We start from the raw sequence: 26,210 nt of genomic DNA, 5'->3' as shown, positions 1-26,210 counted from the left end.
GAAAGGATCGCGTGAAGCCCATCATCCAGACCCCGCGCTACCGGCTCGTGGCCGATGAGATCGCCGCCGCGATCCGCGCGGGCGATCTCGCCCCCGGCGCCAAGATGCCCGCCGACAAGGATCTGGTCGAACGCTTGGGCGTCAGCCGCACCACGGTGCGCGAGGCGATGATCGCTCTGGAGCTGATGGGCTACGTGGTCACCCGTTTCGGCGCCGGCGCCTTCGTCGCCGAAACGCTGCCCGAGGCCCCGTCCGAGCCGCCGGCCCAGCCCGGCTTCTACGAGCTGGTCGAGGCGCGCTACCGGATCGAGCCCGAGATCGCCGCCGCCGCCGCGCCCTTCGTGGATGCCTCGGATCTCGCGCATCTGCGCGGGCTGGTCGCCGGCATGGCCGACCCCGCCTTGCCGCTCTCGGAGGTCGAGCGGCTCGACCGGGACTTCCACGTCACCATCGCGCGGGCCACCGGCAACTCGGTCTTCGTCGGCATCGTCGAGGAGTTCTGGCGCGCCCGCCGGCGCTTTCCCGAATGGACCCGTGCCAACAACCGCCGCGACGCGGCCGACGTGGCGCGCTTCTACGAGGCCGAACACCTCGCGATCCTCGACGCATTCGCCGCCGCCGACACCGAGGTCGCGCGCCGCGCCATGCGGGTGCATTGCCGCAACTCGGGCCAGCCGCTGCTCGACCGCTGGCGCGAGCGCGAGGAGGGCGGCGCGCCGGACGCCCGCGTCGCCGACCGCATCCGCGCCTGGGGCAGCGGTGCCTAGCGCCGCTCGCGGTTCCAGATATAGCCCCCCGCCGCGACGATGATCGCGCCGCCCAGAAGCGTCCAGGGGGTGGGCCATGTCGCGAAGACGAGGATGCTCGCCAGCGAGGCGAAGAGGATCTGGATATAGACCACCGGCGCCAGCAGCGAGGCATCGGCGAAGCGATGCGCCACGGTGGCGAGGATGTGGCCCACCCCGCCGAACAGCCCGATCGCGCAAAGCATCACCCCCTCCAGCAGGGTCGTGGGCCATTGCCAGACCGGCAGCACCATCGGCGCGATCACCAGCGTCGACAGCCCGCTCGACCAGAGCTGGCTCGTCGCCGTGCTCTCGGCCCCGGCGATCATCCGCGTCAGCACGAAATAGAGCGAAGCGCAGCTCAGCGCGCCCAGCGACAGGATCATCGCCGGGTGGAACGCCGCACCCCAGGGCTGCACCACCACCAGCACGCCCGAGAACCCGACCAGCACCGCCACGAGACGCCTAATGCCGACCCGCTCGCCCAGCATCGGGATCGACAGGAGCGTCACCGCGATCGGTCCGGCGAACATCACCGTCGTGGTGACGGTCAGCGGCAGGTAGTTCAGCGCCGTGAAGTTGAGAAAGGTGCTGCCCAGCAGGAAGGAGGAGCGCAGGAATTGCAGCATCGGCCGCGCCGAGCGGAACTGTGCCAGACCGCCGCCGGGCATGTAGAGCGCCAGCGACAGCAGCAGGTGCCCCGCATAGCGCGCGAAGACCACCTGCAAGGCCGGGAACCCGGCGAGGATCAGCCATTTCGCCGAGGTGTCGATGCAGGTGAAGAACCCCACCGCGCAGCCCATCAGCACCAGTCCGAAGCCGGTCCGTTCCTCGCGCGGGCGCACCGCCTCCATCAGCCGTTGGCCCAGCCGCCATCGATGATATGCGCCTGTCCGGTGGTGAATGCCGCCTCGTCGGAGCCCAGATACACCGCCAGCGCCGCGACCTCCTCCGCCCGGCCGATCCGGCCCATCGGCTGGCGCCCGATGAAGGCGGCCATCGCCGCCTCGTAATCGCCCGTGGCCCGCAGCCGCTCGTGCAGCGACGGGCTGTCGACGGTGCCGGGGCAGATCGCGTTGGCGCGGATGCCCTGCGTTACGAAATCCTTGGCCACCGACTTGGTCATCGCGATGACCGAGGCCTTGGTGGTGCCATAGACGAAGCGGTTCGGCGCCGAGAGGATCGAGGAGCAGACCGAGGCGATGTTGACGATCGCCCCCCCGCCCCGCTCGACCATGCCCGGCAGCGCCGCCTGCATCGCGTGGAACTGCGCCCGCACGTTGAGCGCGAAGGCGAAGTCGAGATCGGCGTCGCTGGCCTCCATGATCGAGCCCGCATGCACGATGCCCGCGCAGTTGACGAGGATGTCGGGCGCCGCCTCACGCACCGCCGCCTGCAGCGCCGCCTTGTCGGTCACGTCGAGCGCGCGGCCGCCGATATCCGCGACCTTGCCGCCGTCGAGATCGGTCGCGAGCACCTCGGCCCCCTCGCGGGCATAGGCCTCGGCGATGGCCCGGCCGATCCCCTGCCCCGCCGCCGTGACGAAGGCGCGCTTGCCTGTCAGTCTCATCTGCCTCTCCTCACATCACCGCCCCGACCTGCCAGGGCACGAACTCGTAATCGCCAAGCCCCTGCGCCTCGGATTTCGATGTCTCGCCCGAGGCCATGCGCAGCCATGTCTCGTAGATCTCGCGCCCGACCTGCTCGACCGTCGCGCCGCCCGTCAGGATGCGGCCCGCATCGATGTCCATGTCCTCCTCCATCCGGGCGAACATCTCGGAATTGGTCGCGATCTTCATCGAGGGCGACGGCTTGGCGCCGAAGGCCGAGCCGCGCCCGGTGGTGAAGGCCACGAGGTTGCAACCGCTCGCGATCTGCCCGGTCACGCTGGCCGGATCGTAGCCGGGGCTGTCCATGAAGACGAAGCCCTTTTCGGTCACCGGCTCGGCATAGCGGTAGACGCCCATGAGCGGCGTCGTGCCGCCCTTGGCCGCCGCGCCGAGTGATTTCTCGAGGATCGTCGTCAGCCCGCCCGCCTTGTTGCCGGGCGAGGGGTTGTTGTCCATCGAGCCGCGGTTGCGCGCGGTGTAGTCGCGCCACCACTCGATCAGCCCGATCAGCTTCTCGCCGACCTCCGGCTTCGCCGCGCGCGCGGTCAGCAGGTGCTCGGCGCCGTAGATCTCGGGCGTCTCGGCCAGCACCCCGGTGCCGCCCTGCGCCACCAGAAGGTCGCAGGCGTAACCGACCGCCGGGTTGGCGGTGATCCCCGACCACGCGTCCGAGCCGCCGCATTGCAGCGCCACCATCAGCTCCGAGGCCGGGCATTCCTCGCGCCGCGCCTTGTCGACCTCGGGCAGCATCTCCTCGATCGCCGCCACACCGGCCTCGACCGTGCGGCGCAGCCCGCCCACGTCCTGGATGTTCATCGTGCGGAACAGCGGGCCGGGGGTGAGGCCGTAAGCCTCGATCAGCCAGTCGATCTGCATCATCTCGCAGCCCAGCCCCGCCATCAGCACGCCGCCGACATTGGGGTTGCGCGCATAGCCCCACAGCGTCCGCTGCAACAGCTCGAACCCGGTGCCGTCGCCGCCCATGGCGCAGCCCGTGCCATGCACGAAGGCCACGACGCCGTCGACATTGGGATAGGCGGCCAGCTTCTCGGGCGTGAAGGCCTGCGCGATCAGCCGCGCCGCGGTGGCCGAGCAGTTCACCGATGTGAGCACCGCGATGTAGTTGCGGGTGCCGACCCGCCCGGTGGCCCGTCGGTAGCCCATGAAGTGATCGCGCCGCTCGGGCGCAGGCGCGGGCCGCAGGTTCGAGCCGAAGGCGTGTTCGTGGTCGATGTCGCGGAAGGCGAGGTTGTGGACATGCACATGCGCCCCCGCCGGGATGTCCTCGGCGGCGTAACCGATCACCTGCGCGTATTTGGTCACGGCCGCCCCTGCGGGGATCGGCTCCAGCGCCATCTTGTGGCCGCGCGGCACCGGGGTCGTCGCCCCCTCCTCGCCGGGGCTGATGGCGCGGCGCGCGGTGGCGACGTTGTCTGCGGCGTCTAGTCGGATCAGGGCGGACATGGGCGAGGTCTCTCGAATGGGAGGGGCGGGCCGTCACGGCCCGCCCGGTTGGCCTAGAGGAACACCGACACCAGCGGCGGCCAGATCAGCAGCAGGGACAGGGCTGCGAGCTGGATCGCGATGAAGGGCAGGAAGCCGCGGAAGATGTCGGTCAGCGAGATCTCGGGCGGCGCCACGGATTTGAGGTAGAAGGCCGCCGGGCCGAAGGGCGGGCTGAGGAAGCTCACCTGCATGTTCATGCAGAACACCACCCCGAACCAGATCGACAGATGCGCGGGCTCCAGCGTGCCGAACAGGCCGATTTCCTCGATCGGCAGCCGCAGGATGATCGGCAGGAACACCGGGATCACCAAGAGCACGATGCCGACCCAGTCCATGAAGGCGCCCAGCACCAGGAAGATCGCCATCATGATCAGGATCACCCCCATGGTGGGCAGGTCGCTGCCGACGATGGTCGAGGCGATGAAGGTCGGCCCGCCCGCGATGGTATAGGCCCCCGCCAGCGCCGTCGCGCCGATCGTCACCCAGATGATCGTGCCGGTCGATTTCAGCGTCCGCTTGAGCGCCTCCCACAGCAGGTTGAAGCTCATCTCGCCCCTGAGGGCGGCGATCACGCCCACCGCGATGACGCCCATCCCGGCCGCCTCGGTGATGCCGGTGATGCCGCCATAGATCGAGCCCAGCACCACGCCGATGACGACCATCGGCCCGACGAGGCCCTTGCCCATCGACCACGAGGTGCGGAACCGCTCGCGCCCCATCACCCCGAAGATCAGCCCCAGCGCCGCCAGCGTCACCACGCCGAAGATCGCGACATATGCCGGGGTGCCGAAGGCGATGTCGGCCACGCCTTCGCGCGCCGCGTTCTGCCCGGTCACGGTCAGGAACAGGGCCCGCAGGAACAGCGCGCCCGCGAAGCCGCCGATGATCGTCAGAAGGAAGGTCCCGAACAGCTTGCGCTTCTCGGCCAGCTCCGGCTCGGACGGGTCGAGATCGGGCAGCGGCGCCAGCGCCGGGTTCAGGCGGGTGCGCACCACGATGTAGATGATGAAGAACGAGGCGAGGATGAAGCCCGGCAGGAACGAAGCGGTGAACAGCGCCTTGATCGAGGTCTCGGTGATCAGCCCGTAGATGATCAGCACGATCGAGGGCGGGATCATGGTGCCCAGGGAACCGCTGGCGCAGATCGTGCCGATGGCGAGGTTGCGGTCGTATCCCAGCCGCAGCATCTGCGGCAGCGCGATCAGGCCCAGAAGCACCACCTCGCCGCCGATGATGCCCGACATCGCCGCCATGATCACCGCCATGATCGAGGTGACGATGGCGATGCCGCCACGGGTCCGGTTCAGCCAGACATTGAGCGAGTTGTACATCTCGGCGGCGATGCCGGATCGCTCCAGCAGGTTCGCCATGAAGATGAAGAGCGGGATCGATATCAGCACGTAGTCGGTGAGCAGGCCGTAGATCCGCTGCGCCAGGATGTTGAGCGGCCCGGTGCCGAAATTGGCGAAGAGCAGGTCCGGGCCGAACTTCATCACCAGCACGCCCACGGCGAGCACGGCCGAGGCGAAGCCCAGCGGCATGCCGATGGCCAGAAGCCCGAGCATCGCCAGGAGCAGCAGCGTCGAGATGGTTCCGATATCGAACATCAGTCGTGTCTTCCCTGTTCGTGCTGCGCGCGGGCGGTCTGGATCATGTCCTCGACCTCGCCCTCGTCGATCACCCCGTGGCTCTCGGGGCCCTTGTTCCAATCGGCGATCAGGTTCGCGATCGCCTGAAGCGAGACCAGCACGATCACCAGAAGCACCAGCGGCTTGAGAGTGGCGGGGATCGGCGGGTCGAAGGCGGTGCCGAAGGTCTCCCAGCGCAGGAACTTGTCGCGCGCCTCGTTCCACGAGCCCCAGATCATCGCGAAGGCGAAGACGCAGATCAGCGCGGTGGAGATCACGTCGCAGATCCGCTGCACCGGTCGCGGCAGCACGTCGTAGAGCAGGTAGATGCGGATGTGGTTGCGCTGCTGCATCGAGTAGAGCCCCGAGAGCAGGAAGATGAACCCGGCCATCCACAGGCTCAGCTCGTTGGCCCAGAGCGTCGGCCGCTCGAAGATGTAGCGCAGCATCACCTCGTAGAACATCACCGCCACGAGGATCACCACGAGCAGCATGGTGACCCGGCCGAGGAACAGGCTGAGCCGGTCGATCGGCGTCTCGATCACCCCTTCGCCCGCGGTGGTGCGGGCATGGCGCAGCCCCATCACCAGCGCCACGACCGCCCCGGCCATGATCGCGAAATCGATCGGCCCGGCGCCGAGATAGCCCGAGTTGAGGTTGTCGTTGGCCAGCCCCGCGAAGACGATGAACCGCGGAAAGTACCAGACCAGCCATGCCATGCAGGCGGTGAAGACCGCCGGCCACAGGATGTCCTTGATGGATGTCGTCGCCCTGATGGACACTGCCCTCTCCCTTGCCGCCTTGCGGGGTTCTGTCGTGACCGGCCCCCGACGGATCGGGGGCCGGGTTTCGCTCAGCCGGGCCGGATCACTCTGCGGCGATCAGACCAAGCTGCTGCATGAAGGCGATGTGGCTGTCGACCAGAGCCTTGGTCTCGGGGGTCTTGGTGGCCCAGTCGGCCCAGGCCGCCTGCGCCGCCTCGCGGAACACCTTGCGGTCCTCGTCGGACCAGTCATGCAGCGTCACGCCCTTCTCGCGCAGCTCGGCCGCCGCCTCGTTGTTGGCGACCTCGAAGGTCAGCGCGGTCTGGAAGGCCAGCTTCTGCATCGCGGTGTCGATGATCCGCTTATGCGCGTCCGACAGGCTCTCCCACTTGTCGAGGCGGCAGGCGAGGTGGTCCGAGGGCATCGAGTGGAAGCCCGGATAGGTCGCGTGCTCGACCAGGTCGTACAGGCCGAGGCCGACATTGTTGGCCAAACCGGAGGCGTCGGCGCCGTCGATGATCCCGGTCTCCAGCGCCGTGAAGATCTCGGTGAAATCCATCACAACGGGCGAGGCGCCGAGATTGGCGAAGATCTCGGTCTCCATCCCCGGCGGCGAGCGGAACTTCCAGTCCTTGAGATCCTCGGGCCCGGCCAGCGGCTTGGTCGAGGACATGGATTCCTGGCCGTAGATCCACCAGCCGACGAGCTTCATGTTGAAGCCGTTGTAGAGCTCGTCCGCGGTCTCGAAGCCGCCATTGTAGAGCCAGGCATATTGCTGCCAGGGCGTGTCGTAGCCGCCCATGATGTCGCCCACGAACTGGAAGGCGGGGTTCTTGCCGGTCTGGTAGGCGCCACCGGTCATGTCGCAGTCGAGAATGCCGTTGGCGGCGGCGTCGAAGGCCTCCACGGTCTTCACCACCGAGGAGGAGAAGAACATCTCCACGTCGATCTCACCGCCCGACATCACCTCGACATCGTCGGCGAATTGCTGGGCCAGCTTGCCGGATTCCGTTTCGGGCGCGTAATGCGTCTGGATGCGCAATGTTTCCTGCGCCAGCGCCGGCAACGCCGTGGCGGCCATCAGCGCGGTGGAGAGACATACGATACTGGTCTTCATCACTTTCCTCCCTCGGCGGGTGTTCCGCCAGTTCCACGGCCTGCCTTCCTCCCCAGGATGGTATACCAGCCGCAGGGTCACGCTAGCGAGGGGCTGCTCGACAGACAAGAATTTTTTGGTATACCAGATTCAAACGCCTCGAACCGACCAAGCAATGGACAAGATGACCGCATCACCACTGGCCGAGCAGATCGCGCAGAAGCTGCGCCGCGACATCCTCCGAGGCAAGCTCGCGCCCGGCGACCCGATCAAGGAGCGCGACAACGCGGTCGATCTCGGCGTCAGCCGCACCCCGCTTCGCGAGGCGGTGCGCATCCTCGCCAAGGAGGGGCTGGTGCAGCTGCGCCCGGCGCGCAGCCCGATCGTCGCCGACCCCTCCCTCAAGGAGGTGCGCGACTCGGTGATGGTGCTCAAGGCGCTCGAGATCCTGTCGGGCGAGCTGGCCTGCCGCGAAGCCTCCGACGCCGAGATCGCCGAGATCCGCGACCTCTCCGAGCGGCACCTCGCCCTGAGCGAGACCGCCGAGGGCGACGCGCTGATCGAGCTGTTCGAGATCGACATGGCGTTCCACACCGCCATCGCGCGGGCCTCGCACAACCCGGCGCTGGCCGAGACCCATGCCGCCTATCTCGCGCGGATGTGGCGCCAACGCTATCTTTCCGCGGTACAGCGCCGTGCCCGCGAACGGGTGCGCACGCAGCACGAGAACATCGTGCGCGGGCTCGAGACCCGCGATCCGGCCCGGGTCGGCGCCGAGATCGACGCGCATCTTTCGGCGCTGATCGTCAATCTCACCCGCCTGTTCGAACTGCGCGAATCCGGGCGCGACCTGACCACCAACGAGAAGGACATCGAATGAAACTGCTGCGATACGGCCCGGCGGGGCAGGAAAGGACCGGGATGCTCGACCGCGAGGGCCGGGTGCGCGATCTCTCGGGGCATGTCGACGACCTCGCCGGCGAGGCGGTGTCGCGCGCCGCGCTCGACCGGCTCCGGGGCATCGATCCCGATAGCCTGCCGCTGGTCGAGGAGCCGGGGCGGATCGGGTCGTGCCTCTCGCGCGTGCCGAACTTCTTCTGCATCGGCCTGAACTACGCCAAGCACGCGGCCGAAACCGGCGCGCAGCCGCCCAAGGAGCCGATCATCTTCTCCAAGGCCTCCTCGGCCCTGTCGGGCCCCTTCGACCCGGTGATCATCCCGCGCGGCTCGGAGAAGGCCGACTGGGAGGTCGAGCTCGGCGTGGTGATCGGCCGCGAGGCGCTCTACGTCTCCGAGGCCGATGCGCTCGATCACGTGGCGGGCTACTGCACCATCAACGACGTCTCCGAGCGCGCCTTCCAGATCGAGCGCGGCGGCCAGTGGATCAAGGGCAAGTCGGCCCCCTCCTTCGGCCCCGTCGGCCCGTGGCTGGTGACGGCGGACGAGATCGAGGATCCTCAGGCCCTGCGCGTCACGCTCGACCTGAACGGCGAGCGGGTGCAGGACGAGACCACCGGCGACATGATCTTCACCGTCGCCCAGATCATCAGCCACATGTCGCAGTTCATGAAGCTGATGCCCGGCGACGTCATCGCCACCGGCACGCCCTCGGGCGTCGGCATGGGCATGACGCCGCAGCGCTTCCTCAAGCCCGGCGACGTGATGGAGATCGAGGTCGAGGGGCTCGGCCGCCAGCGTCAGGAGGCGGTCGCCGCGACGTGAGACGGGCGCCGCCGGGGATTACCCCGGCGGCCGCGTTCAGTTGACCGGCGTCAGCAGGTCGCGGCCATCGAGAAAGGCCGCGATGTTGTCGCGCTGCAGCCGCCCCATCGCGGCGCGGGTCTCATGCGTGCCCGAGCCCTGATGCGGTTGCAGCACGACCGTCTCCAGCGCGTGGAACCGCGGATCGACCCGGGGTTCGTCGCGGAACACGTCGAGCCCGGCGCCGCCGAGCCGCCCCGCCTCCAGCGCGTCGAGAAGCGCCGCCTCGTCCACCGTCGAGCCGCGCGAGATGTTGATCAGCACGCCTTCGGGCCCCAGCGCCTCGATCACCTCCTTCGATACGTAGTTCTCGGTCTCCGGCCCGCCGACCAGCGCCACGACGAGGTAATCAACCTCGCGCGCCAGCGACACCGGGTCGGCGTGATAGGTCCAGCCCGGCGTCTCCTTTTCCGAGCGCGCGTGGTAGTGCATCTCCATCCTGAACGCCGCCAGCCGATCGGCGATGTCGCGCCCGATCCGACCCAGCCCCATGATGCCTGCGCGCCGACCCGAGACCTTGCGGTTGAGCGGAAAGCTTTCTCCACCGGCCCATGCGCCCGAGCGCACATGCGCGTCGCCCGCCAGCATCCGCCGCTGCTGCATCAAGAGCATCGCCACGGCAAGGTCGGCGACGTCGTCGTTGAGCACGTCCGGCGTGTTGGTGACCCGCACCCCGGCGGCATCCGCCGCGTCGATCCGGATCGCGTCGTAGCCGACGCCGTAATTGGCGATCACGCCGAGCCCCGGCAGCAGCGCCATCTCGTCGGCACCGAAATCATGGTGGCCCTTGTATGCCACCGCGCGCACCGCCGCGCGCTCGGCCTCGGGCAGCCCACGCATCGCGTCGAGGCTCTCGACCACGCGCGCGCCCATCTCGCGCAGCCCCTCCATGTCGGTCTCGGTGTAGCTGCCGATCGCCAGTATCTCGCTCATGCCGTCCCCCCTGCCCGCTCCTGCGGGAATGCGTCCATCCATCCGAGCCCGTCCTCGGTCCGCCCCGAGCGCGGCTTGTATTCCGCGCCGATGGGCGCGCCCCATCCCCTCTCGCGGAACGCCGCGACGAGGTTCGGGTAATGCAGCTCGCCGCCATCGGGCTCGCCCCGGTCCGGCACGCCCGCGATCTGCACGTGGCCGATCATCTCGCGATGCGTCTCGAAGCGGCGGATCAGGTCGCCCTGCATGATCTGCAAGTGGTAGCAGTCGAACATGATCCTCAGCGCGTCCGAACCCACGGCCGCCACCGTCGCCGCCGCCTGCTCGATGTGGCTCAAGTGATAGCCCGCCACGTCGCGCCGGTTGATCGGCTCGATCAAGAGCCCGATGCCGCGCGGCGCGGCGAGATCGCAGGCCGCGCGCAAAGTGCCCCGAAACAGCGCCTCGGCGGCATCGAAATCCTCGGTCCGCCCGGCCATGACATGCACGTTTCGCGCGCCGATCTCTGCGGCGTAATCCAGCGCCTGCTCGATCGCCGCCCGCGCCTCGCGCTCTCGCCCCGGCACGGCGGCGAGGCCGAAATCCCCCGAAGCGGTGTCGCCCGGCACGGTGTTGATCCCGAGCATCTCCAACCCGGTCTCGTCGAGCGCAGCGCGCACCTCGCGCGCCGGTGTGTCATAGGGGAAATGGCATTCCACCGCGCCGAAACCGTGGCGCTTGGCGGCGCGGATCGCCTCGGGCAGCGGCCGGTCGGCGAACAGAAATCCCAGATTGGCCGAAAACATCAGTCCCACTCCACGTCGAATGTCGTCACCACGTCGCGGATCTGCGCCTCGCTCAGCATCCGCGGGTTCGCGCCGCGCAGAAGCAACGCCAGCTTCGCCGTCTCCTCCAGCTCCTCCATCGCGTAGACCGCCGCCTCCAGGTCCTTGGCCGCAACGACGGGCCCGTGATTGGCCAGCACCACCGCCGAGCGCTTGCCCGCCAGCCCGCGCACCGCGTCGCCCATGGCCGGATCGCCGGGCCGGAAATAGGGCAGCAGCTGCACCTTGCCCAAACGCATGATCGAATAGGCGGTGAGCGGCGGCAGCATGTTCTCGGGGTCGGTCTCGGGCAGCATCGACAGCGCCACCGAATGGGTCGAGTGCAGATGCACCACCGCCCCGGCGGTGCCGCGCGTTTCGTAGAAGGCGGCGTGCAGCGGCATCTCCTTGGTCGGCCTGTCGCCCGAGACCTGCCGTCCGCTCGCGTCGAACTTCGCCAGCCGAGCCGGATCGAGGCTGCCGAAGCTCGCCCCCGTGGGCGAGACCAGGAGCCCGCCATCCTCGCAGCGCGCCGAGATGTTCCCCGAGGCGCCGCCGGTCAGCCCGCGCGCGAAGAGCGACGCGGCCCGGGCGCAGATCGCCTCGCGCAGACCCGCCTCGCTCATGCGTCGCGTCCCAGCATCGCCTCGGCCTCGGCAAAGAAGTCCGGGCCGCCGAAATTGCCGGATTTCAGCGCCAGCACCAGATCCGGCCCGGCGCGCAGGCAGGGCACGCCCGGCGCGATCTCCGGCCCGATCTCGAGCGCCTCGGGCGCCAGCGCCTCGACCACCGCGCCCGAGGTCTCGCCGCCCGCCGTGATCAGCCGCGTCACCCCATGCGCCACCAGCGCCCGCGCGGACTCCGCAAAGAAACCCTCGACCTTCTCGGCCACCGCCTCGCGGCCGAACCGCTCCTGCGCGGCGCGCACCGCCTCGGGCTCGGCCGAGCTGTAGACCAACGGCAGCCCCTCCTGCGCCAGCGACCACTCGGTGGCGCAACGCGGCGTGATCTCATCGGCCATCAGCGCCTCGATCCGCACCGGCAGGCTGGGTCCGGCATGGGCCGCGACCTGGCCCCGCGTCGCGTTCGAGCACGAGCCCGACAGCACGACCGACCGGCCCTTCTGCCCCCGCCAGCCGCCCGCCGCGCCAGACAGCCGACCGGCGCTTCGGAACGCCTCCGGCAGCCCCATCGCGATGCCCGATCCGCCGGTGACCAGAGGGTGGCCCTGGGCGGCGCGCCCGAGCGCCAGCAGGTCCTCGTCGCGGATCGCGTCGCAGATCAGGTGCCGCGCGCCGCTGGCGGCGAAGGCCGCGCGGATCGCCTGGGGCCCCTCGAAAACCTGCGCGGCCGCGACATGGCCGACCTCGCCCCGGACCTGCCGCGCCAGCCAGCGCCGCAAATCCGGGTCGGTCATCGGCGTCAGCGGGTGGTTCTCCATCCCGCTCTCGCTCAAGAGCCGATCGCCGACGAAGAGATGGCCCTGATAGACCGTGCGCCCGGCCGCCGGAAAGGCGGGGCAGAAGATCACCTGCTCGGCCCCGAGCCGGTCGGCCAGGGCCTCGGCCACCGGCCCGATATTGCCCTCGGGCGTGGAATCGAAGGTCGAGCAGTATTTGAACAGGATCTGCTCGCAGCCCTGCGCCATCAACCAGTCGAGCGCCGCCAGCGACTGGCGCACCGCCTCCGCGACGGGCAGCGACCGCGATTTCAACGCCACGATTCCCGCCTCGACCCCGGCCTCGGCGGGCCGGTCGGGCACGCCGACATACTGGACGCTGCGCATCCCGGCCTTGGTCAGCGTGTTGCCCAGATCGCTCGAGCCGGTGAAATCATCGCCGATACAACCCAGCAGCATCACGCATCCCCCGGCAGGGAAAGACCCGCGGCCCGCGCGTAGACCCGCGTGACGGCGGCGTCGTCATCGGCGCCCCAGCCCGCCTCGACCGCGGCCTCGAACTGCCCCAGCGCGGCGCGGGTGAGCGGCACCGGCAGCCCCGCCGCCGCCGCGATGTCCGAGACGATGCCGAGATCCTTGGGCCAGATCGTCACCGCCGAGCGCGCCGCGTAATCGGCCTCGACCACGTGCGGCGCCCGGTTCTCGAACATCCACGAGGTTCCGGCCGAAGCCGAGATCACCTCGACCACCCGGCCGAGATCGAGCCCCTGGCTCGCCGCCATGGCCAGCGCCTCGCCCATCGCGGCGATATGCACGCCCGCGAGAAGCTGGTTCACCGCCTTCATCGCCGAGCCCGCCCCGGCGTCGCGACCCAGATCATGCACCGTCTCGGCCATCGCATCGAGCGCGGGCGCGGCGGCGGCGAAAGCCGCCTCGCTGCCAGAGGCCATGATCGACAGCCGCCCCTGCGCCGCCTTGGCCGCGCCGCCCGAGATCGGCGCGTCGAGGTAATGCAGCCCCATCGCTTGGGCCGATGCCGCCATCGCCCGCGCCGCCTCCGGCGGCACCGTGGCGCAGGAGATGATCGCCGCACCCGCGCGCAGCCGCTCGGCGCAGCCCCCGGGCCCGAACAGCACCGCCTCGGTCTGCGCCGCGTTGAGCACGACGCTGACCACGATGTCGCTTTGCGCCGCGGCCTCGCGCGGCGTGCCCGCCTCGCCGCCCTCGGCCAGAAGCGGCGCCGCCGCACCATCGCGCAGGTCGCAGCCGATCACCCGGTGCCCCGCGCGCCTGAGCGACAGCGCCATGCCGAGCCCCATCGATCCCAGACCGATCACCGTGATCACCGCCATGCGCGCCTCCCGTTTGGTATACCATTTGGTCCCATGCTTCGCCGGGCCTGTCAATCGGCGGCGTGACGAACCGCCCCGCCCTACCGATCCGGGCCGCCGCGCATGACGAAAGGCGCCGCGCGGTCGCGCGACGCCTTGTCTCTTTCCCGGTCCCGGGATCAGCCCGCGAAACGCTCGCGCAGCAGGTTTTTTTGCACCTTGCCCATGGTGTTGCGGGGCAACTCGTCGACGATCTCGATCCGGCGCGGCTGCTTGAACCGCGCGAGGCTGCCCTGCATCGCCGCCATCACCGCCTCGGGGTCGATCTCGGCACCGGGGCGCGGCACCAGCACGCCGACCACGCTCTCGCCGAAATCGGCGTCCTTCACGCCGATCACCGCGCTCTCCAGCACACCGGGCTGCTCGTCGAGCAGGAGCTCGATCTCCTTGGGATAGATGTTGTAGCCGCCCGAGATGATCAGGTCCTTGTCGCGTCCGACGATCGAGACGTAGCCATCCTCGTCGATCCGCCCCAGATCGCCGGTGAGGAAGAAGCCGTCCTCGCGCAGCTCCGCCTTGGTCTTCTCGGGCATCTGCCAATAGCCCTTGAACACGTTGGGCCCGCGCACCTCGATCAGCCCGACCTCGCCCTGCGGCAGCTCGGCCCCGGTCTCGCGGTCGGTGATCTTCAGCTCCACCCCCGGCAGCGGGAAGCCCACGGTTCCGGCGCGCCGCTCGCCGTCATAGGGGTTCGAGGTGTTCATGTTGGTCTCGGTCATGCCGTAGCGTTCGAGAATCCGGTGCCCGGTGCGCTTTTCGAACTCCACATGCGTCTCGGCCAGAAGCGGCGCCGAGCCCGAGATGAAGAGCCGCATGCCCGCGGTCAGTTCGCGGGTGAACCTCTCGTCGCCCAGAAGCCGGGTATAGAAGGTCGGCACCCCCATCATCGAGGTCGCCTCGGGCATCAGCTCGATCAGCGCGTCGAGGTCGAATTTCGGCAGGAAGATCATCGAGGCGCCGGCCACCGCGATCACGTTTGTCGCCACGAACAGCCCGTGGGTGTGAAAGATCGGCAGCGCGTGCAGCAGCACGTCCTCATCCGTGAAGCGCCAGTGCTCGACCAGGGTCACCGCGTTCGAGATGAGGTTGTCCTGGGTGAGCATCGCGCCCTTGGAGCGACCCGTGGTCCCCGAGGTATAAAGGAACGCCGCAAGGTCCTCGCCCGTGCGCGGCACCGTCTCGAACCGGTCCTCGTGCCGCGCCGCCTGCGCCATCAGCCCGCCATGACCATCGGCGCCCAGCGTCAGGATCTGCGCCCCGAGCCGCTCGGCCAAGGGTGCGAGATCCGCCTCGCGCGCCGGATCGCAGATCACCATCCGCGCGCCGCTATCCTCGATGAAATAGCTCAGCTCATCGACCGTGTAGGCGGTGTTGAGCGGCAAGAACACCAGCCCCGCCTGCGCGCAGGCGGCATAGAGCGCCAGCGCCTGCGGGCTTTTCTCGACCTGCGCCGCGACCCGGTCGCCGGGCTTCAGACCGGCATCGACCAGCGCATGGGCGATGCGCGCGGCCTGGCCCAGGAACGCCGCATGGCTGATCCGGGCGCCGTCGCGCAGGATCAGGAACGGCGTCTCCTTGCCGGCGTGACGCCCGAACAGCGTGTCGTAAAGCGGGTTGGCCATGCTCATGCCCCTTCCTTGCGGGCCCGGCCCTGGCGGGGAAGGAGACCGCGCACGGCATCCGACGCCGCCACCTCCTGCCGCTTGGCAAAGCCTTCGTGGTTCTGGGTGATCTTCCCCAGGTCATAGAGATAATTCACCATCGCGCCGCAGCTCTCGGCGCGGCCCTTGGGCGAGATGTCGGCATTGGCATGCACCGCGTGCAGCTGCGCGCCGTTGCCCAGATGGAACCGCGCCACCGGGTCGAGCGGCATGCCGCCCTCGCGCTTGGCGGTCAGCAGGTAGGTCGCCGCGATGCGCCTGAGCGCCTCGTCGTCGAGCTTGGTCGGATCGATCTCCTGCCCGTCCATCCAGCGCCGCAGCCCCGGGATCGGCGACAGCGTCACGAAGGTCCTGAGTCCGGGCAGCTCGGCCGAGAGATCCGCCACCACCTGCTTGATCAGCGAGTTGCCGAAGGAGATGCCGGCGAGCCCCGACTGGCAGTTCGAGATCGAGTAGAACACGGCCGTGTCGGCCTCCGCCGCCTCGACCTCCTCGCGGTCCTCGGCCAGAACGCCCTGGATCGAGCCGGGAATGCCACGGGTCAGCGCCACCTCGACGAAGATCACCGGCTCGTCCGGCATCGCCGGGTGAAAGAACGCGAAGCAGCGCCGGTCGGTGGGCTCGACCCGGCGGCGCAGATCGTCCCAGCTGTCGATCGCGTGCACCGCCTCGTAGGCGATGATCTTCTCGAGAATCTGCGCCGGGCTCTCCCAGCTCACCGGGCGCAGCACCAAAAAGCCGCGGTTGAACCAGCTCTGGAACAGGTGCCGGAAATCCTGATCGAGCGCGGCGCGCGGATCGTCGCGCCTGAGCAGCCGCAGCAGGTCGGCGCGCATCGCCACCAGCCGCGCCGTGGCGCCGGGCACCCGGTTCAGCCGCCGCACCAGCTCCTGCCGGGGCGGCTCGGCCGCCTCGAGAAAGGCGCGGTAGCTCTTCGGCCCCGGCTTGGCCTCGTAGGCGTCGAGCGCGCTGCGCACCGTTTCGGGGTCGATGTCCAGCTCCTCCGCCAGATGCGCGAAGAAGGCGATCTTGGCGGCGTCGTCCTTGTGGGCATAGCGTTCGAGCAGTTCGCGCGCCGAGGTCAGCCCCGAGATCTCGCCGGCGTTCGACAGCAGGTCCGCGATCAGCGCCGCGTCCGAACGGTGGTCGGCCTCGCGCGCCGGCTGCCACGGGTAGCGGCGTTCGAGGATGGTCGAGAGGACGTCGGACAGGATGCTCATATGGCTTTCCCCATGACGGCGTCGGGCAGCCAGGTCGCCAGACCCGGAAACACCGACAGAAGCACGATGGCCGCGATCATGCAGCCGACGAAGGGCAGCGAGCCGAACAGCACCTTCTTGAGCGAGATGTCCGGCGCGATGCCGTTGATGACATAGAGGTTGAGGCCCACCGGCGGCGTGATCAAGCCGATCTCCATGTTGATCGTCACGATCACCGCGAACCAGTAGGGATCGAACCCCGCCGCCGTGATGATCGGCAGAAGGATCGGCGCCGACATCAGGATCACCGCGACCGGGGGCAGGAAGAAGCCCGCCACCAGCAGGAACAGGTTGACGATCGCCATCAGCACCCAGCGGTTCACGTCGAGGTCGCCGATCCAGGCCGCCACCGACTGGGTGATGAACAGCGAGGACAGCATGAAGGAGAACACCCCCGCCGCGCCGATGATGAACAGGATCATCACGCTCTCGCGGGTGCTGTCGCGCAGGATCGCCCAAAGCGCGCGGGGCTGCACCATCTTGTAGATGATCATCACCACGACGATGCACAGAAGCGCGCCGACGGCGGCGGTCTCGGAGGGCGTCGCGATGCCGCCGTAAAGCGCGTAGAGCACGCCGAGGATGATCGCGAGGAAGGGCAGCACGCGCGGCAGGATCTCGACCTTCTGGCGCCAGCTATAGGTGATGCCCGACAGCGCCACGCCCGCGGCGCCGCGCCGCCAGGTGTCGAAGATCGACCAGGCGATGAACAAGAGCGTCAGCACGAGGCCGGGAATGACGCCGGCGAGGAACAGCCGCCCGATCGAGGTCTCGGTCGCGATGCCGTAGACGATCATCGTCACCGATGGCGGGATGAGGATGCCCAGCGTACCGCCGGCGGCGATGGACCCGGCGGCCACCTCGTCGGGGTAGCCGCGCTTGCGCATCTCGGGGATGCCCATCTTGCCGATCGCGGCGCAGGTCGCGGGGCTGGAACCGGACATCGCGGCGAAGAGCGCGCAGGCGCCCAGGTTCGACACCAGCAGCCCGCCCGGCACCCGGGTGAGCCAGCGCTCCAGCGCCTCGTAGAGATCGGGACCGGCGCGCGAGGACGAGATCGCCGCGCCCATGATGATGAACATCGGGATCGACAGCAGCGCGAAGCTGTTGAGCTCGCCGAAGAACAGCTCGGGCAGCGCCTCGAGCGAGCGCGCGCCGTCGACGAAGAACAGGAATCCGGTGGCGACCACCAGAAGGCCGGTGCCGACGGAGATGCCCGAGAACAGCACCAGCACGGTGAACAGCGCGACCAGCGCGCCAAGGGTGAGCGGCTCCATCAGTGTCTCCGGTCTTCGGGGGCGACGTTGGGATCGGCGTCGTCATGCCCGGTGGCGACGGCCCAGAGATCGGCCACGAGCTGCAACGCGAAGAGCGCGAAGCCGAGCGGGACCGCGAGATAGGGAATCCAGAGCTTCACGCCCCAGACGGTTTCCGAGCGCCAGTTGCGCTCCCAGGCGAGGTGGAACATCTCCCAGCCATAGAACAGCATCAGCCCGATCATCACGATCGTCGCGGACAGCACCGCCAGCGCCAGCGCCTTGCGCGCGCCCGCCGGCAGCAGCCCCGGTACCAGGTCAACGCCGACATGGCCGCGCAGCTTCTGCACATAGGGCAGGCCCAGCAGCGTCGCGCCGATCATCATGTAGATCACGGCTTCCGTCTGCCAGACGGTGGATTGGCCCAGCACCGCGCGCAGAAAGATCATCTGGCAGGTGATCAGCACGGAGACGAAGATCAAGGCGGCCGCCACGACCCCGCACAGGGTCGAGACATGGCCAATCGCGCGGATCGCGGCGGGGGCGTCCCGCCGGGTCATCTCGGTCATGGAATGTCCTCGGGAAATGGGGTCGGCCCCGGCGCGGCGCCGGGGCCCGCCTCGGCTCACTCGACGGCGAGCGCCTTGTCGAGCAGCTCCTGGCCGTTCGGGGTCTCCTCGACGAAGACCTTGAACGCGGTCTCCTTGGCCAGCTCGCGCCAGGCCTCGAAGTCCTCTTCGCTCATCTCGGCGATCTCGACCCCGGCCTCGCGGAAGGTCTCGCGCGCCATGTCGTCGCCCTTCTTGCCCTCGGTGAGGTAATAGGCCTCGGCCTTCTCGGCCGCCGCCATCAGCGCCGCCTGCTGCTCCTCGGTCAGACCCTCGAAGGTCGTCTTGTTCATGATCAGCGGCTGGTACATGAACCACAGCGCGGTGTCGCCCGCGGGCGTGTAGCAGTCGAGCTGCTCGTAGAGCCGGTAGCTCACGAAGCTCTCGGACGAGGTGTTGGCGGCGTCGAGCACGCCCGTTTGCAGCGCCGGGTAGATCTCGGACGAGGCCATCGAGGCGATCGAGGCCCCTGCCCCCGCCAGCATCTCCTCGAAGCTCTTTCCGGCGGCGCGGATCGTCACGCCCTGGACGTCCTCGGGCGCGGTGATGCAGCCCTTGTTCGAGCCGAAGCCGCCGGCGAGATAGCCGTCGACCAGCACCATCACGTCATCCTCGGCCATGGTCTCGCGGATCGCGTCGCCGAACTCGGATTTCGACAGCCGGTTGCCGTGCTCGAGATTGCGCACGAGGCCGGGCATCAGGGTGAGGTTGTAGGCGGGCTGCTGGCCGCCGGCATAGCTCAGCGGCAGCACCGTCATGTCGAGCTGGCCGCGCGACAGCGGCGTGTACTGCTCGCGCGCCTTGAACAGGGTCTGGTTCGGAAAGATCTGGATCTCCAGATCGACATCGGCGGCGGCGACCTCCTCGGCCACCATCTGCGCGACCTGATGGCGCACGTCGCCCTCGGCCCATTGATGCGACAGCCGCAGCGTCTCGGCATTGGCGGCCAGCGGCGCGAGCAGCGCGGCCCCGGCCGCGAGCAGGGTGATCTTGTTCATTCTCGTCCTCCCAAACGACGCGCCGCGATGCTCCCCCATCCGACGCCGGGTCACGCTGCGCGGGATTGTATTCGGAGTCAAGCTCTCGTATACAAGAATGGCTTTTCTGCATATGCGAAGGGATCGGCGCCATGAGCCGCAGCCGCAGCGACCTGATCGCCGAGACGCTCGAGGACGAGATCCTGCGCGGCCGGTTCCGCCCCGGCACGAGGCTCGACGAGACCCGGCTGGCCGAGGAGCACGGGGTCTCGCGCACGCCCCTGCGCGAGGCGTTCCAGAAGCTCGCCGCCGCCGGGCTGATCGAGCAGCAGCCGCGCCGCGGCGTCTTCGTGCGCGAGGTCGGCGCGGTCGAGCTGCTGGAGATGTTCGAGGTGATGGCCGAGATCGAGGCCAGCTGCGGCCGCCTCGCCGCGCAGCGCATCACCGACGCGGCGCTCGCCGATCTCGACGCCGCCAACGACCGTTGCCGCGAGGCGCTGGAGGCCGGTGAAAGCGACGCCTATTACCGCGAGAACGAGGTGTTCCACCACCTGATCTACGAACAGTCCGGCAACCGGTTTCTCGCGGCCGAGGCCGGGCGGCTGCATCGCCGGCTCAAGCCGTTCCGCCGCACCCAACTGCATCTGCGCGGCCGCATGGCGCAGTCGATGACCGAGCATCAGGCGATCGTCGCGGCGCTGCGCGCGGGCGAGGCCGATCGCGCGGCGCGGCTGCTGCGCGAACACGTCGCGGTGCAGGGCGAGAAGTTCCACCACCTGATGGCGGGGCTGCGCGCCGCCGAATAGGCGTCACTCGGGCGGCAGCTCGGGCAGCTCCTCGAACAGCCCGGGCTGCATCTCTTCCCAGAAGGCGAAGATGGCGCGGGCATTGAGCGCGCTCTCCCAGCCATGGCGGCGGAAATCCTCGCGCTCCAGCTCGCCTTCGAGCTGGCTCAGCATCAGCCGCCGGTCGGCATCGCGCTGGGTCGGGTTGCGCCGCTTGACCGCCTCGGCCACCGCCTGGAACCGCGCCACCCGCGCCGCACGCCGCGCCGCGCGCATGTCGATCTCGGCCTCCGCCTCGGCCTGCCGCGCGATCCGGGCATCGGCGGCCTTGCGGGCCGCGTCGCTCGGTTCGGGCGCGGGGGCCTGAGCGGGCGGCGCCCCCTCCCCCGCCCAGCCATTGTCGAGCGCGGCGCGCAGGAACCCGACCGGGCTGCGGACATTGTCGCGCCCGGATACCCAGTCGAGCTTTTCGGCCACCGCCTCGGCGCCATGCTCGGAGATCCATTGCCGCGCCAGTCGGTCCGACACGCCCTGCGCCCGCAGCCGCTCATAGACCGGCTGGCTGCGCAGCGCCTGCCCGTCATCGATGTCGAGCATGGCCAGCTGCGGGTTCTCCCGGATCAGGAATCGCAGCTCCTTGACCGAGCGGCCCATGCGCTTGAACTCGGGCTCGATCAGGATGTTCGAGGAGCGGTTCACCTCCTCGACGCTGGGCTTGATGACCTTGGCGTTGAGATGCTTGAAGCTGCGGTAGTAGTCGCTGTCATCCACCCCCATCAGCCGGCGGAACACCTCGAGCGGCCACCAGCCGGTCGAGCCGGTGCGCACGAAGCGGTAGCAGTTCTCGTAGAGCGCCAGCCCGTGCCCCGAGGTGAAGCGGCGCTGGATGTCGAGATTGATCAGCGCGAAGACCCGCGGGTCGTGCAGCTTCTCGGCCAGCGCCGGGGAATAGGCATAGTCGCAGACCCCGTCGCGCAGCCGCGCATGGGCAAGGAGCGCCGAGACCCCCCATTCCTGACGCCCCTTCTCGTCGAGCATGTCCCATTCGGCCACGGTCTCGGCCAGCCCGCGCAGCGCGTCGCGCAGGCTGTCGATGTCGTTCGAGTTGTAGCCGATCATCAGGCACAGGGTACGCGCGTCGATCCGGTGCACGCTTTGGCTCAGCAACGTGTCATAGGCATTGAGCAGCAGCACGTTCGACAGCTTGCGCTGCAACAGCGTCAGCTTGCCGCCGATATGGATCGCGGCGACGTTCTTCTTCACGGTGCCGCGGCGAAGCGCGCCGCTCAGCCCTTCGACGTCGATCCGGGCCGGGGTCGTCGCCCTGACCTTCGTGCCCTGCGCCTGCCGTTCGCCCGCCATAACCAATCCCTCGCCGCACCCGATCCGGCACGTGCCGCAGGCTGCACCTTGTGGCACCTTCACGCAAGCGCGATCTGGGTACCTTCGCACCATTCCGATCCTATCCCGTAAAGGGGTACCTTTCAGTGACCGCAGCGCGCGTTGCGTGGCGGGCATCCCGAAACCGGGTACCCTGCGCCCCCGACAGCGCGAATCGAGGCGGTTTCGGGGGCGCCAGTTGCGCCGAAACCCGTCAATATCCCCCTATCGAGGCGGGTTTCGCGACTGTTGCATGGCCCTGAATCCGGGAACCTCCGCTCCTGCAAACGGGTACCCTTGGCCCCGGAATCGGATACCCTTCGTCCCGAGAACGGGTACCAAATAGCCCATAGCCTCATGAAATTACGGGATTTCCTGAGCCCAAAGACTCTAAAGATTCGAAAGATTACAAACGACCTGCGTGCTGTTCCTTCATGGAAATTGGAGAAGAAACCGGCAGGGTTTCGCGGCGAAACCTCGAATGCCACGCTTCGACGCGGGTATGGATCAGGGTTATTCCGCTTCATGGGATGATGTGCGACAGTTCGCTCGATAACAGCGCAAGCGGCGCACATGACAGAAGGTTTCGCATGAACAAGCGCGCGGACACGAGCTCACCGCCCTTTCACAACATCGACCCGGCGCGCGCCGCCGCGCGGCTCGGCCCCCGCGTCGATACCACGCGATTCGCCAAGGCCGCCACCTTTTGTGCGCGCGGCCGCGACGACATGGCCCGGCGCGGCTACGCCCCCGACGGCACCAAGACGCTGCGCAAGTTCTCGATCTGGGAGATCACCCGCTACCTGATCCCGGTCGCCGCCGCGCATCTGCGCCGGGTGCTGAAATCGCATCCCGACCTGCCGCAGGGCGAGGGCGAGGCCGGGGCCAAGTGGTTCAGCCTCGACGACGTGCTGAAGCTGCGCCGGCACTTCGCCGAAGAAGGCGCCGCCAACAAGGAATACCGCCCCTGGCGCCCCGAGGGTCTGCCAGCCAAGATCGCCGCCGTCGCCAACTTCAAGGGCGGCTCGGGCAAGACCACCACCTGCGTGCATCTCGCCATGGCCGCCGCGCTCGACGGCTACAAGGTGCTGGTGATCGACCTCGACAGCCAGGCCTCGATGACCTCGCTTCTGGGCGGCAAGGTCGCCGATGAATGGCAGACCGTGTTCCCGCTTCTGGCCCGCGACTACGCCCGCGCCGTGACCCAGGAGAACCTCGTGCGCGAGGCCGAGGGCGCGGCCCCCCTGCCCCTCGACGAGACGCTGACCGAGGCGCTGGAGGTTTCGCCGCGAAACCTGATCCAGTCGACGCACTGGCCCAATATCGACCTGATCGGCGCCCAGCTGAACCTCTACTGGTCCGAGTTCCAGATCCCGGTCTGGCGCATGAATCTGAAATCGTGGTCGCTATGGGACGCGCTCAACAATGCGCTGAACGAGGAGGGGCTTCTCGACGAGTATGATATCGTCTTCCTCGATACCCCCCCTGCCCTCGGCTACCTGACGATCAACTCGCTCTCCGCCGCCGACATTCTCTTGGTACCGCTTGGGGCCTCCTTCCTCGAGTTCGATTCCACGGGCCGGTTCTTCGACATGCTCTACTCGACCTTCGCCTCGATCGAGGAAGGCGAGAACGCGCAGCGCCGCCGCGCCGGCCTGCCCGAGATGCGGTTCGAATGGGACGTGGTGCGCGCCATCATCACCCGCTACGACGCCGGGCAGCAGACCGATCTGGCCAACGTGATCCAGGCCTATTTCGGCGACTTCATGACCGCCTACCGGCAGGAGTTCACCGCGCTGGTCGGGCAGGCCGGAGAGCAGATCAACGGCATCTACGAGGCCGATTACCGCGACTTCAACCGCGAGACCTATCTGCGCGGGCGCGAGGCCTTCGACAGGACCTATGCCGAATTCAAAGAGCTGCTTCTGGGCAGCTGGTATCGCGACATGATGGAAGAGCAGGAGGTGAAGGATGGCCAGACGCAGGACGCTTGAGGCGCCCGATCCGCAGGCGCTCGCCGAGATCGAGGCGGGTTTCGCCGCGAAACCGGCGCTTGGCCCCGGCGGCTTTGCCGCGCCGATCGCGCAGGTCGCCGCCGAGGCCGCCTCGGACCGCGACGCGCGCCCGGCCGCCGATCGCGCCAACGCCGCGCGCACCGCGACCGAGGCCGCGTCCTGGCGCGAGGCGCAGGCCGAGGGGCGGGTGATCAAGACGCTGCCGCTCGACCGGATCCAGGTGAACCACCTGACCCGCGACCGGGTCGAGAGCGATGCCGAGGCGATGGACGAGCTGGTCGCCTCGATCCGCGCCAACGGACAGCGCCTGCCGATCGAGGTCGTCGATCTGGGTGAGGGGCGCTACGGTCTCGTCTCGGGCTGGCGCCGGGTCCGGGCGCTGGCGCTGATCGGCGCCGAGGAGGGCACGGCGCCGGTGGCCCGCGCCATCGTGCGACCGGCGGTCGAGGCGGGCGACGCCTATGCGGCGATGGTCGAGGAAAACGAGGTCCGCGCCCAGCTCACCCCCTACGAGCGCGGCCGCATCGCCGCCGTGGCGGCGCATCTCGGGGCCTTCCCCTCGATGGAGGCCGCGGTCGACGCGATCTTTGCCGCCGCGTCGAAGGCCAAGCGCTCGAAGATCCGTTCCTTCGCGATGGTGCATTTCGAGCTGGGCGACCTGCTGTCGCATGGCCGCGAGCTGAGCGAAGCGGGCGGGCTGCGACTGGCGGCCGCGCTCAGGGGCGGTTTCGCCACGAAACTGCGCGCGGCGCTGGAGCGGGGCGACGCGCCGGACGCGGCGGCGGAATGGGCGCTGATCGAACCCGTTCTCGACGCCGCCGAGGCGGCCCCCAAGCCCGCGCCGCGCGGCGGCCGTCCGCGCCGTGAGGCACAGCCGCCGCTGGCCGAGGCCGTGCTGCCGGGCGGGGCGCGCGCGACGGTCCGGAGCGACGGGGCGAAGCTGGTGCTGACGCTGGACGGGCAGGGGGGGCTGAGCGACAGCGAACGCCGCGACATGGCGGAGCGGCTTCTCGCTTGCCTGACCGAAGCAGGGGACGACTGATAGACCGCAGGACCATCATCTAAGGCGTTGTAATACAATGATATTCAAGAGCGTTCGGAAGCAGGGGCAGCCCTTGCTTCCGCAGGGTCACCAGGCCGGCGCGCCGCGCGGGCGAAGCGCCGCCGAGCAATGCCAACGCACTGTCATTAAAACTTAATCACACCGTCGTGTTTCGCTTAGGCTGTTGGCGCAGAAGGTCGGCAACGAGACCGGCCCTGACAACCTATGGGAGGACGACACATGACACGGATAGGATTTCTGGCACTGGCCACGGCGCTGCCGGGCATGGCGCTGGCCGAGAGCCACATGGCCGAGGGCGGCCCGGCGCTGAGCTATGGCGAGCGGCCGTTCTTCCTGATCGACGCGATGGAGGAGGGCGAGCTCAAGGACAAGCTGATGTCCTGCCAGGGCCAGACGCCCGAGCCCACCGCCTTTTCCATCGCGCATCGCGGCGCGCCGCTGATGATCCCCGAGCACACGAAGCAATCCTATGTTGCGGGCGCGCGGCAGGGTGCGGGGATCGTCGAATGCGACGTGACCTTCACCGCCGATCACGAGCTGGTCTGCCGCCACGCGCAGAACGATCTGGCGACCACGACGGACATCCTCGTCACCGATCTGGCCGAGAAATGCACCGCAGGCTTCACCCCCGCGGGCGAGGGCAGCGATGCGAGCGCCGAGTGCCGCACCTCGGACCTGACGCTGGCCGAGTTCCGCGAGCTCAGCCCGAAGATGGACGCCTCGAACGCGGCGGCCTCCACGCCCGAGGAGTTCCAGGGCGGCACCGCGCCGTGGCGCACCGATCTCTACGTGGCGGGCGCCGAGCTGATGACCCATGCCGAGTCGATCGCGCTGATCGACGGCCTCGGCGCCGACTTCACGCCCGAACTCAAGGCGGCCTCGGTCGAGATGCCGCATGAGGGCTTCAGCCAGGAGGACTACGCGCAGAAGCTGATCGACGAGTACAAGGAAGCCGGCATCGAGCCCTCCCGGGTCTGGCCGCAGAGCTTCAACCTCGACGACATCAAGTACTGGATCGAGAACGAGCCGGAGTTCGGCGCGCAGGCGGTCTATCTCGACGACCGCTACGAGGCCGAGGACGAGGATGAGGGGCTGATCGACCCGATGGACCCCTCGACCTTCAAGCCGACCATGCAGGAACTGGCCGATATGGGCGTGAACTACATCGCGCCGCCGATGTGGATGCTGGTCACCACCGACGAGGCCGGCGAGATCGTGGCCTCGGCCTATGCCGAGGAGGCCGAGGCCGCGGGGCTGGAGATCATCACCTGGACGCTGGAGCGCTCGGGCCCGCTGGCCGCGGGCGGCGGCTGGTACTTCCAGTCGGTCGAGCAGGCCATCGACGATGACGGCGACACCTATGCCATGCTCGACGCGCTGGCGCAGGATGTGGGCGTCGTGGGCGTGTTCTCGGACTGGCCCGCCACGGTGACCTACTACGCCAACTGCATGGGGCTCTGAGCGGCTCCTGAGAGCGGGGCAGGGGGCCCTCAGGCCCTTTGCCGAAGATGCCCGCACGGACGAGTTGGC

The 26,210-nt window shown here is 68.8% G+C and carries 24 protein-coding genes; 7 read left to right on the top strand and 17 right to left on the bottom strand.

Annotated features, from left to right (window positions below; all coding sequences use genetic code 11):
* The first annotated feature begins 11 nt into the window (after nucleotides 1–11).
* The gene (locus O4G76_RS12255; protein ID WP_269397598.1) at nucleotides 12–767 is read left to right on the top strand and encodes an FCD domain-containing protein; all 756 of its coding nucleotides are present in this window, start codon (nucleotides 12–14) and stop codon (nucleotides 765–767) included.
* Here O4G76_RS12255 and O4G76_RS12250 read toward each other — a convergent pair.
* From O4G76_RS12250 to O4G76_RS12225, 6 genes are all read right to left on the bottom strand, one after another.
* Nucleotides 764–1,639: a DMT family transporter gene (locus O4G76_RS12250; RefSeq protein ID WP_269397597.1), complete on the bottom strand. Its 876-nt coding sequence runs from the start codon at nucleotides 1,637–1,639 to the stop codon at nucleotides 764–766. The two genes, O4G76_RS12255 and O4G76_RS12250, sit on opposite strands and share 4 nt — an antisense overlap.
* Nucleotides 1,639–2,355, bottom strand: a complete 717-nt coding sequence (locus O4G76_RS12245; RefSeq protein WP_269397596.1) for an SDR family oxidoreductase — start codon at nucleotides 2,353–2,355, stop codon at nucleotides 1,639–1,641. Before O4G76_RS12245 ends, O4G76_RS12250 begins: the two co-directional genes overlap by 1 nt.
* Nucleotides 2,356–2,365: 10 nt before the next feature.
* The gene (locus O4G76_RS12240; RefSeq protein WP_269397595.1) at nucleotides 2,366–3,859 is read right to left on the bottom strand and encodes a UxaA family hydrolase; all 1,494 of its coding nucleotides are present in this window, start codon (nucleotides 3,857–3,859) and stop codon (nucleotides 2,366–2,368) included.
* 53 nt (nucleotides 3,860–3,912) lie between these two features.
* Nucleotides 3,913–5,508, bottom strand: coding sequence for a TRAP transporter large permease subunit (locus tag O4G76_RS12235; protein ID WP_269397594.1), 1,596 nt, complete (start codon nucleotides 5,506–5,508; stop codon nucleotides 3,913–3,915).
* Nucleotides 5,508–6,311: a TRAP transporter small permease subunit gene (locus O4G76_RS12230; protein WP_269397593.1), complete on the bottom strand. Its 804-nt coding sequence runs from the start codon at nucleotides 6,309–6,311 to the stop codon at nucleotides 5,508–5,510. The genes O4G76_RS12235 and O4G76_RS12230 overlap by 1 nt, the downstream gene beginning before the upstream one ends.
* An 85-nt stretch (nucleotides 6,312–6,396) precedes the next feature.
* The gene (locus O4G76_RS12225) at nucleotides 6,397–7,410 is read right to left on the bottom strand and encodes a TRAP transporter substrate-binding protein (RefSeq protein ID WP_269397592.1); all 1,014 of its coding nucleotides are present in this window, start codon (nucleotides 7,408–7,410) and stop codon (nucleotides 6,397–6,399) included.
* Nucleotides 7,411–7,573: 163 nt separating this feature from the next.
* Between O4G76_RS12225 and O4G76_RS12220 the strand changes: the two genes are divergently transcribed.
* Nucleotides 7,574–8,269, top strand: coding sequence for a GntR family transcriptional regulator (locus O4G76_RS12220; protein WP_269397591.1), 696 nt, complete (start codon nucleotides 7,574–7,576; stop codon nucleotides 8,267–8,269).
* The gene (locus tag O4G76_RS12215) at nucleotides 8,266–9,111 is read left to right on the top strand and encodes a fumarylacetoacetate hydrolase family protein (RefSeq protein WP_269397590.1); all 846 of its coding nucleotides are present in this window, start codon (nucleotides 8,266–8,268) and stop codon (nucleotides 9,109–9,111) included. The genes O4G76_RS12220 and O4G76_RS12215 overlap by 4 nt, the downstream gene beginning before the upstream one ends.
* A gap of 36 nt (nucleotides 9,112–9,147) precedes the next feature.
* On the opposite strand, the gene O4G76_RS12210 is transcribed toward O4G76_RS12215, so the two are convergent.
* From O4G76_RS12210 to dctP, 10 genes are all read right to left on the bottom strand, one after another.
* The gene (locus O4G76_RS12210; protein WP_269397589.1) at nucleotides 9,148–10,083 is read right to left on the bottom strand and encodes a 2-hydroxyacid dehydrogenase; all 936 of its coding nucleotides are present in this window, start codon (nucleotides 10,081–10,083) and stop codon (nucleotides 9,148–9,150) included.
* Entirely contained in the window at nucleotides 10,080–10,871 is a 792-nt protein-coding gene (locus tag O4G76_RS12205) for a hydroxypyruvate isomerase family protein (protein ID WP_269397661.1), read from the bottom strand. The genes O4G76_RS12210 and O4G76_RS12205 overlap by 4 nt, the downstream gene beginning before the upstream one ends.
* Nucleotides 10,868–11,512 (bottom strand): aldolase, encoded by a 645-nt coding sequence (locus O4G76_RS12200; protein ID WP_269397588.1) that lies wholly within the window; start codon nucleotides 11,510–11,512, stop codon nucleotides 10,868–10,870. Before O4G76_RS12200 ends, O4G76_RS12205 begins: the two co-directional genes overlap by 4 nt.
* Nucleotides 11,509–12,744: a 3-oxo-tetronate kinase gene (gene otnK, locus O4G76_RS12195; RefSeq protein WP_269397587.1), complete on the bottom strand. Its 1,236-nt coding sequence runs from the start codon at nucleotides 12,742–12,744 to the stop codon at nucleotides 11,509–11,511. Before otnK ends, O4G76_RS12200 begins: the two co-directional genes overlap by 4 nt.
* Nucleotides 12,744–13,637, bottom strand: coding sequence for an L-threonate dehydrogenase (gene ltnD / locus O4G76_RS12190; protein WP_269397586.1), 894 nt, complete (start codon nucleotides 13,635–13,637; stop codon nucleotides 12,744–12,746). Before ltnD ends, otnK begins: the two co-directional genes overlap by 1 nt.
* Nucleotides 13,638–13,795: 158 nt before the next feature.
* Nucleotides 13,796–15,298, bottom strand: coding sequence for a malonyl-CoA synthase (locus O4G76_RS12185; protein WP_269397660.1), 1,503 nt, complete (start codon nucleotides 15,296–15,298; stop codon nucleotides 13,796–13,798).
* A 2-nt stretch (nucleotides 15,299–15,300) separates the two neighbouring features.
* The gene (locus tag O4G76_RS12180; protein WP_269397585.1) at nucleotides 15,301–16,557 is read right to left on the bottom strand and encodes a malonyl-CoA decarboxylase; all 1,257 of its coding nucleotides are present in this window, start codon (nucleotides 16,555–16,557) and stop codon (nucleotides 15,301–15,303) included.
* Nucleotides 16,554–17,873, bottom strand: a complete 1,320-nt coding sequence (locus O4G76_RS12175; RefSeq protein ID WP_269397584.1) for a TRAP transporter large permease — start codon at nucleotides 17,871–17,873, stop codon at nucleotides 16,554–16,556. The genes O4G76_RS12180 and O4G76_RS12175 overlap by 4 nt, the downstream gene beginning before the upstream one ends.
* On the bottom strand, nucleotides 17,873–18,421 hold the full coding sequence (locus tag O4G76_RS12170; RefSeq protein ID WP_085896972.1) for a TRAP transporter small permease subunit: 549 nt from the start codon (nucleotides 18,419–18,421) through the stop codon (nucleotides 17,873–17,875). Before O4G76_RS12170 ends, O4G76_RS12175 begins: the two co-directional genes overlap by 1 nt.
* A 56-nt stretch (nucleotides 18,422–18,477) precedes the next feature.
* The gene (gene dctP / locus O4G76_RS12165) at nucleotides 18,478–19,458 is read right to left on the bottom strand and encodes a TRAP transporter substrate-binding protein DctP (RefSeq protein ID WP_269397583.1); all 981 of its coding nucleotides are present in this window, start codon (nucleotides 19,456–19,458) and stop codon (nucleotides 18,478–18,480) included.
* Between the two features lie 131 nt (nucleotides 19,459–19,589).
* On the opposite strand from dctP, the gene O4G76_RS12160 reads away from it, so the two are divergent.
* Nucleotides 19,590–20,243 carry a GntR family transcriptional regulator gene (locus tag O4G76_RS12160; protein ID WP_085896970.1) on the top strand — a complete coding sequence of 218 codons (654 nt, stop codon included), beginning with the start codon at nucleotides 19,590–19,592 and terminating at the stop codon, nucleotides 20,241–20,243.
* 3 nt (nucleotides 20,244–20,246) lie between these two features.
* Here the strand turns inward: O4G76_RS12160 and O4G76_RS12155 are convergent, their stop codons facing one another.
* Entirely contained in the window at nucleotides 20,247–21,584 is a 1,338-nt protein-coding gene (locus O4G76_RS12155; RefSeq protein ID WP_269397582.1) for a replication initiation protein, read from the bottom strand.
* Nucleotides 21,585–22,192: 608 nt separating this feature from the next.
* On the opposite strand from O4G76_RS12155, the gene O4G76_RS12150 reads away from it, so the two are divergent.
* The 3 genes from O4G76_RS12150 (at nucleotide 22,193) to O4G76_RS12140 (ending at nucleotide 26,141) form a co-directional block, all read left to right on the top strand.
* A complete protein-coding gene (locus O4G76_RS12150) occupies nucleotides 22,193–23,596 on the top strand; it encodes an AAA family ATPase (protein ID WP_269397581.1) in 1,404 nt (467 codons plus the stop codon).
* The gene (locus tag O4G76_RS12145) at nucleotides 23,574–24,659 is read left to right on the top strand and encodes a ParB N-terminal domain-containing protein (protein ID WP_269397580.1); all 1,086 of its coding nucleotides are present in this window, start codon (nucleotides 23,574–23,576) and stop codon (nucleotides 24,657–24,659) included. Before O4G76_RS12150 ends, O4G76_RS12145 begins: the two co-directional genes overlap by 23 nt.
* 240 nt (nucleotides 24,660–24,899) lie before the next feature.
* Nucleotides 24,900–26,141, top strand: a complete 1,242-nt coding sequence (locus tag O4G76_RS12140; protein ID WP_373568034.1) for a glycerophosphodiester phosphodiesterase family protein — start codon at nucleotides 24,900–24,902, stop codon at nucleotides 26,139–26,141.
* Nucleotides 26,142–26,210: the final 69 nt, after the last annotated feature.

This window comes from Limimaricola sp. G21655-S1 (genome assembly GCF_027213785.1).
In the GTDB taxonomy this organism is placed as follows: domain Bacteria; phylum Pseudomonadota; class Alphaproteobacteria; order Rhodobacterales; family Rhodobacteraceae; genus Limimaricola.
The sequence above is the reverse complement of the archived record's forward strand: the minus strand, read 5'-3'. Positions and strand labels throughout refer to the sequence as shown.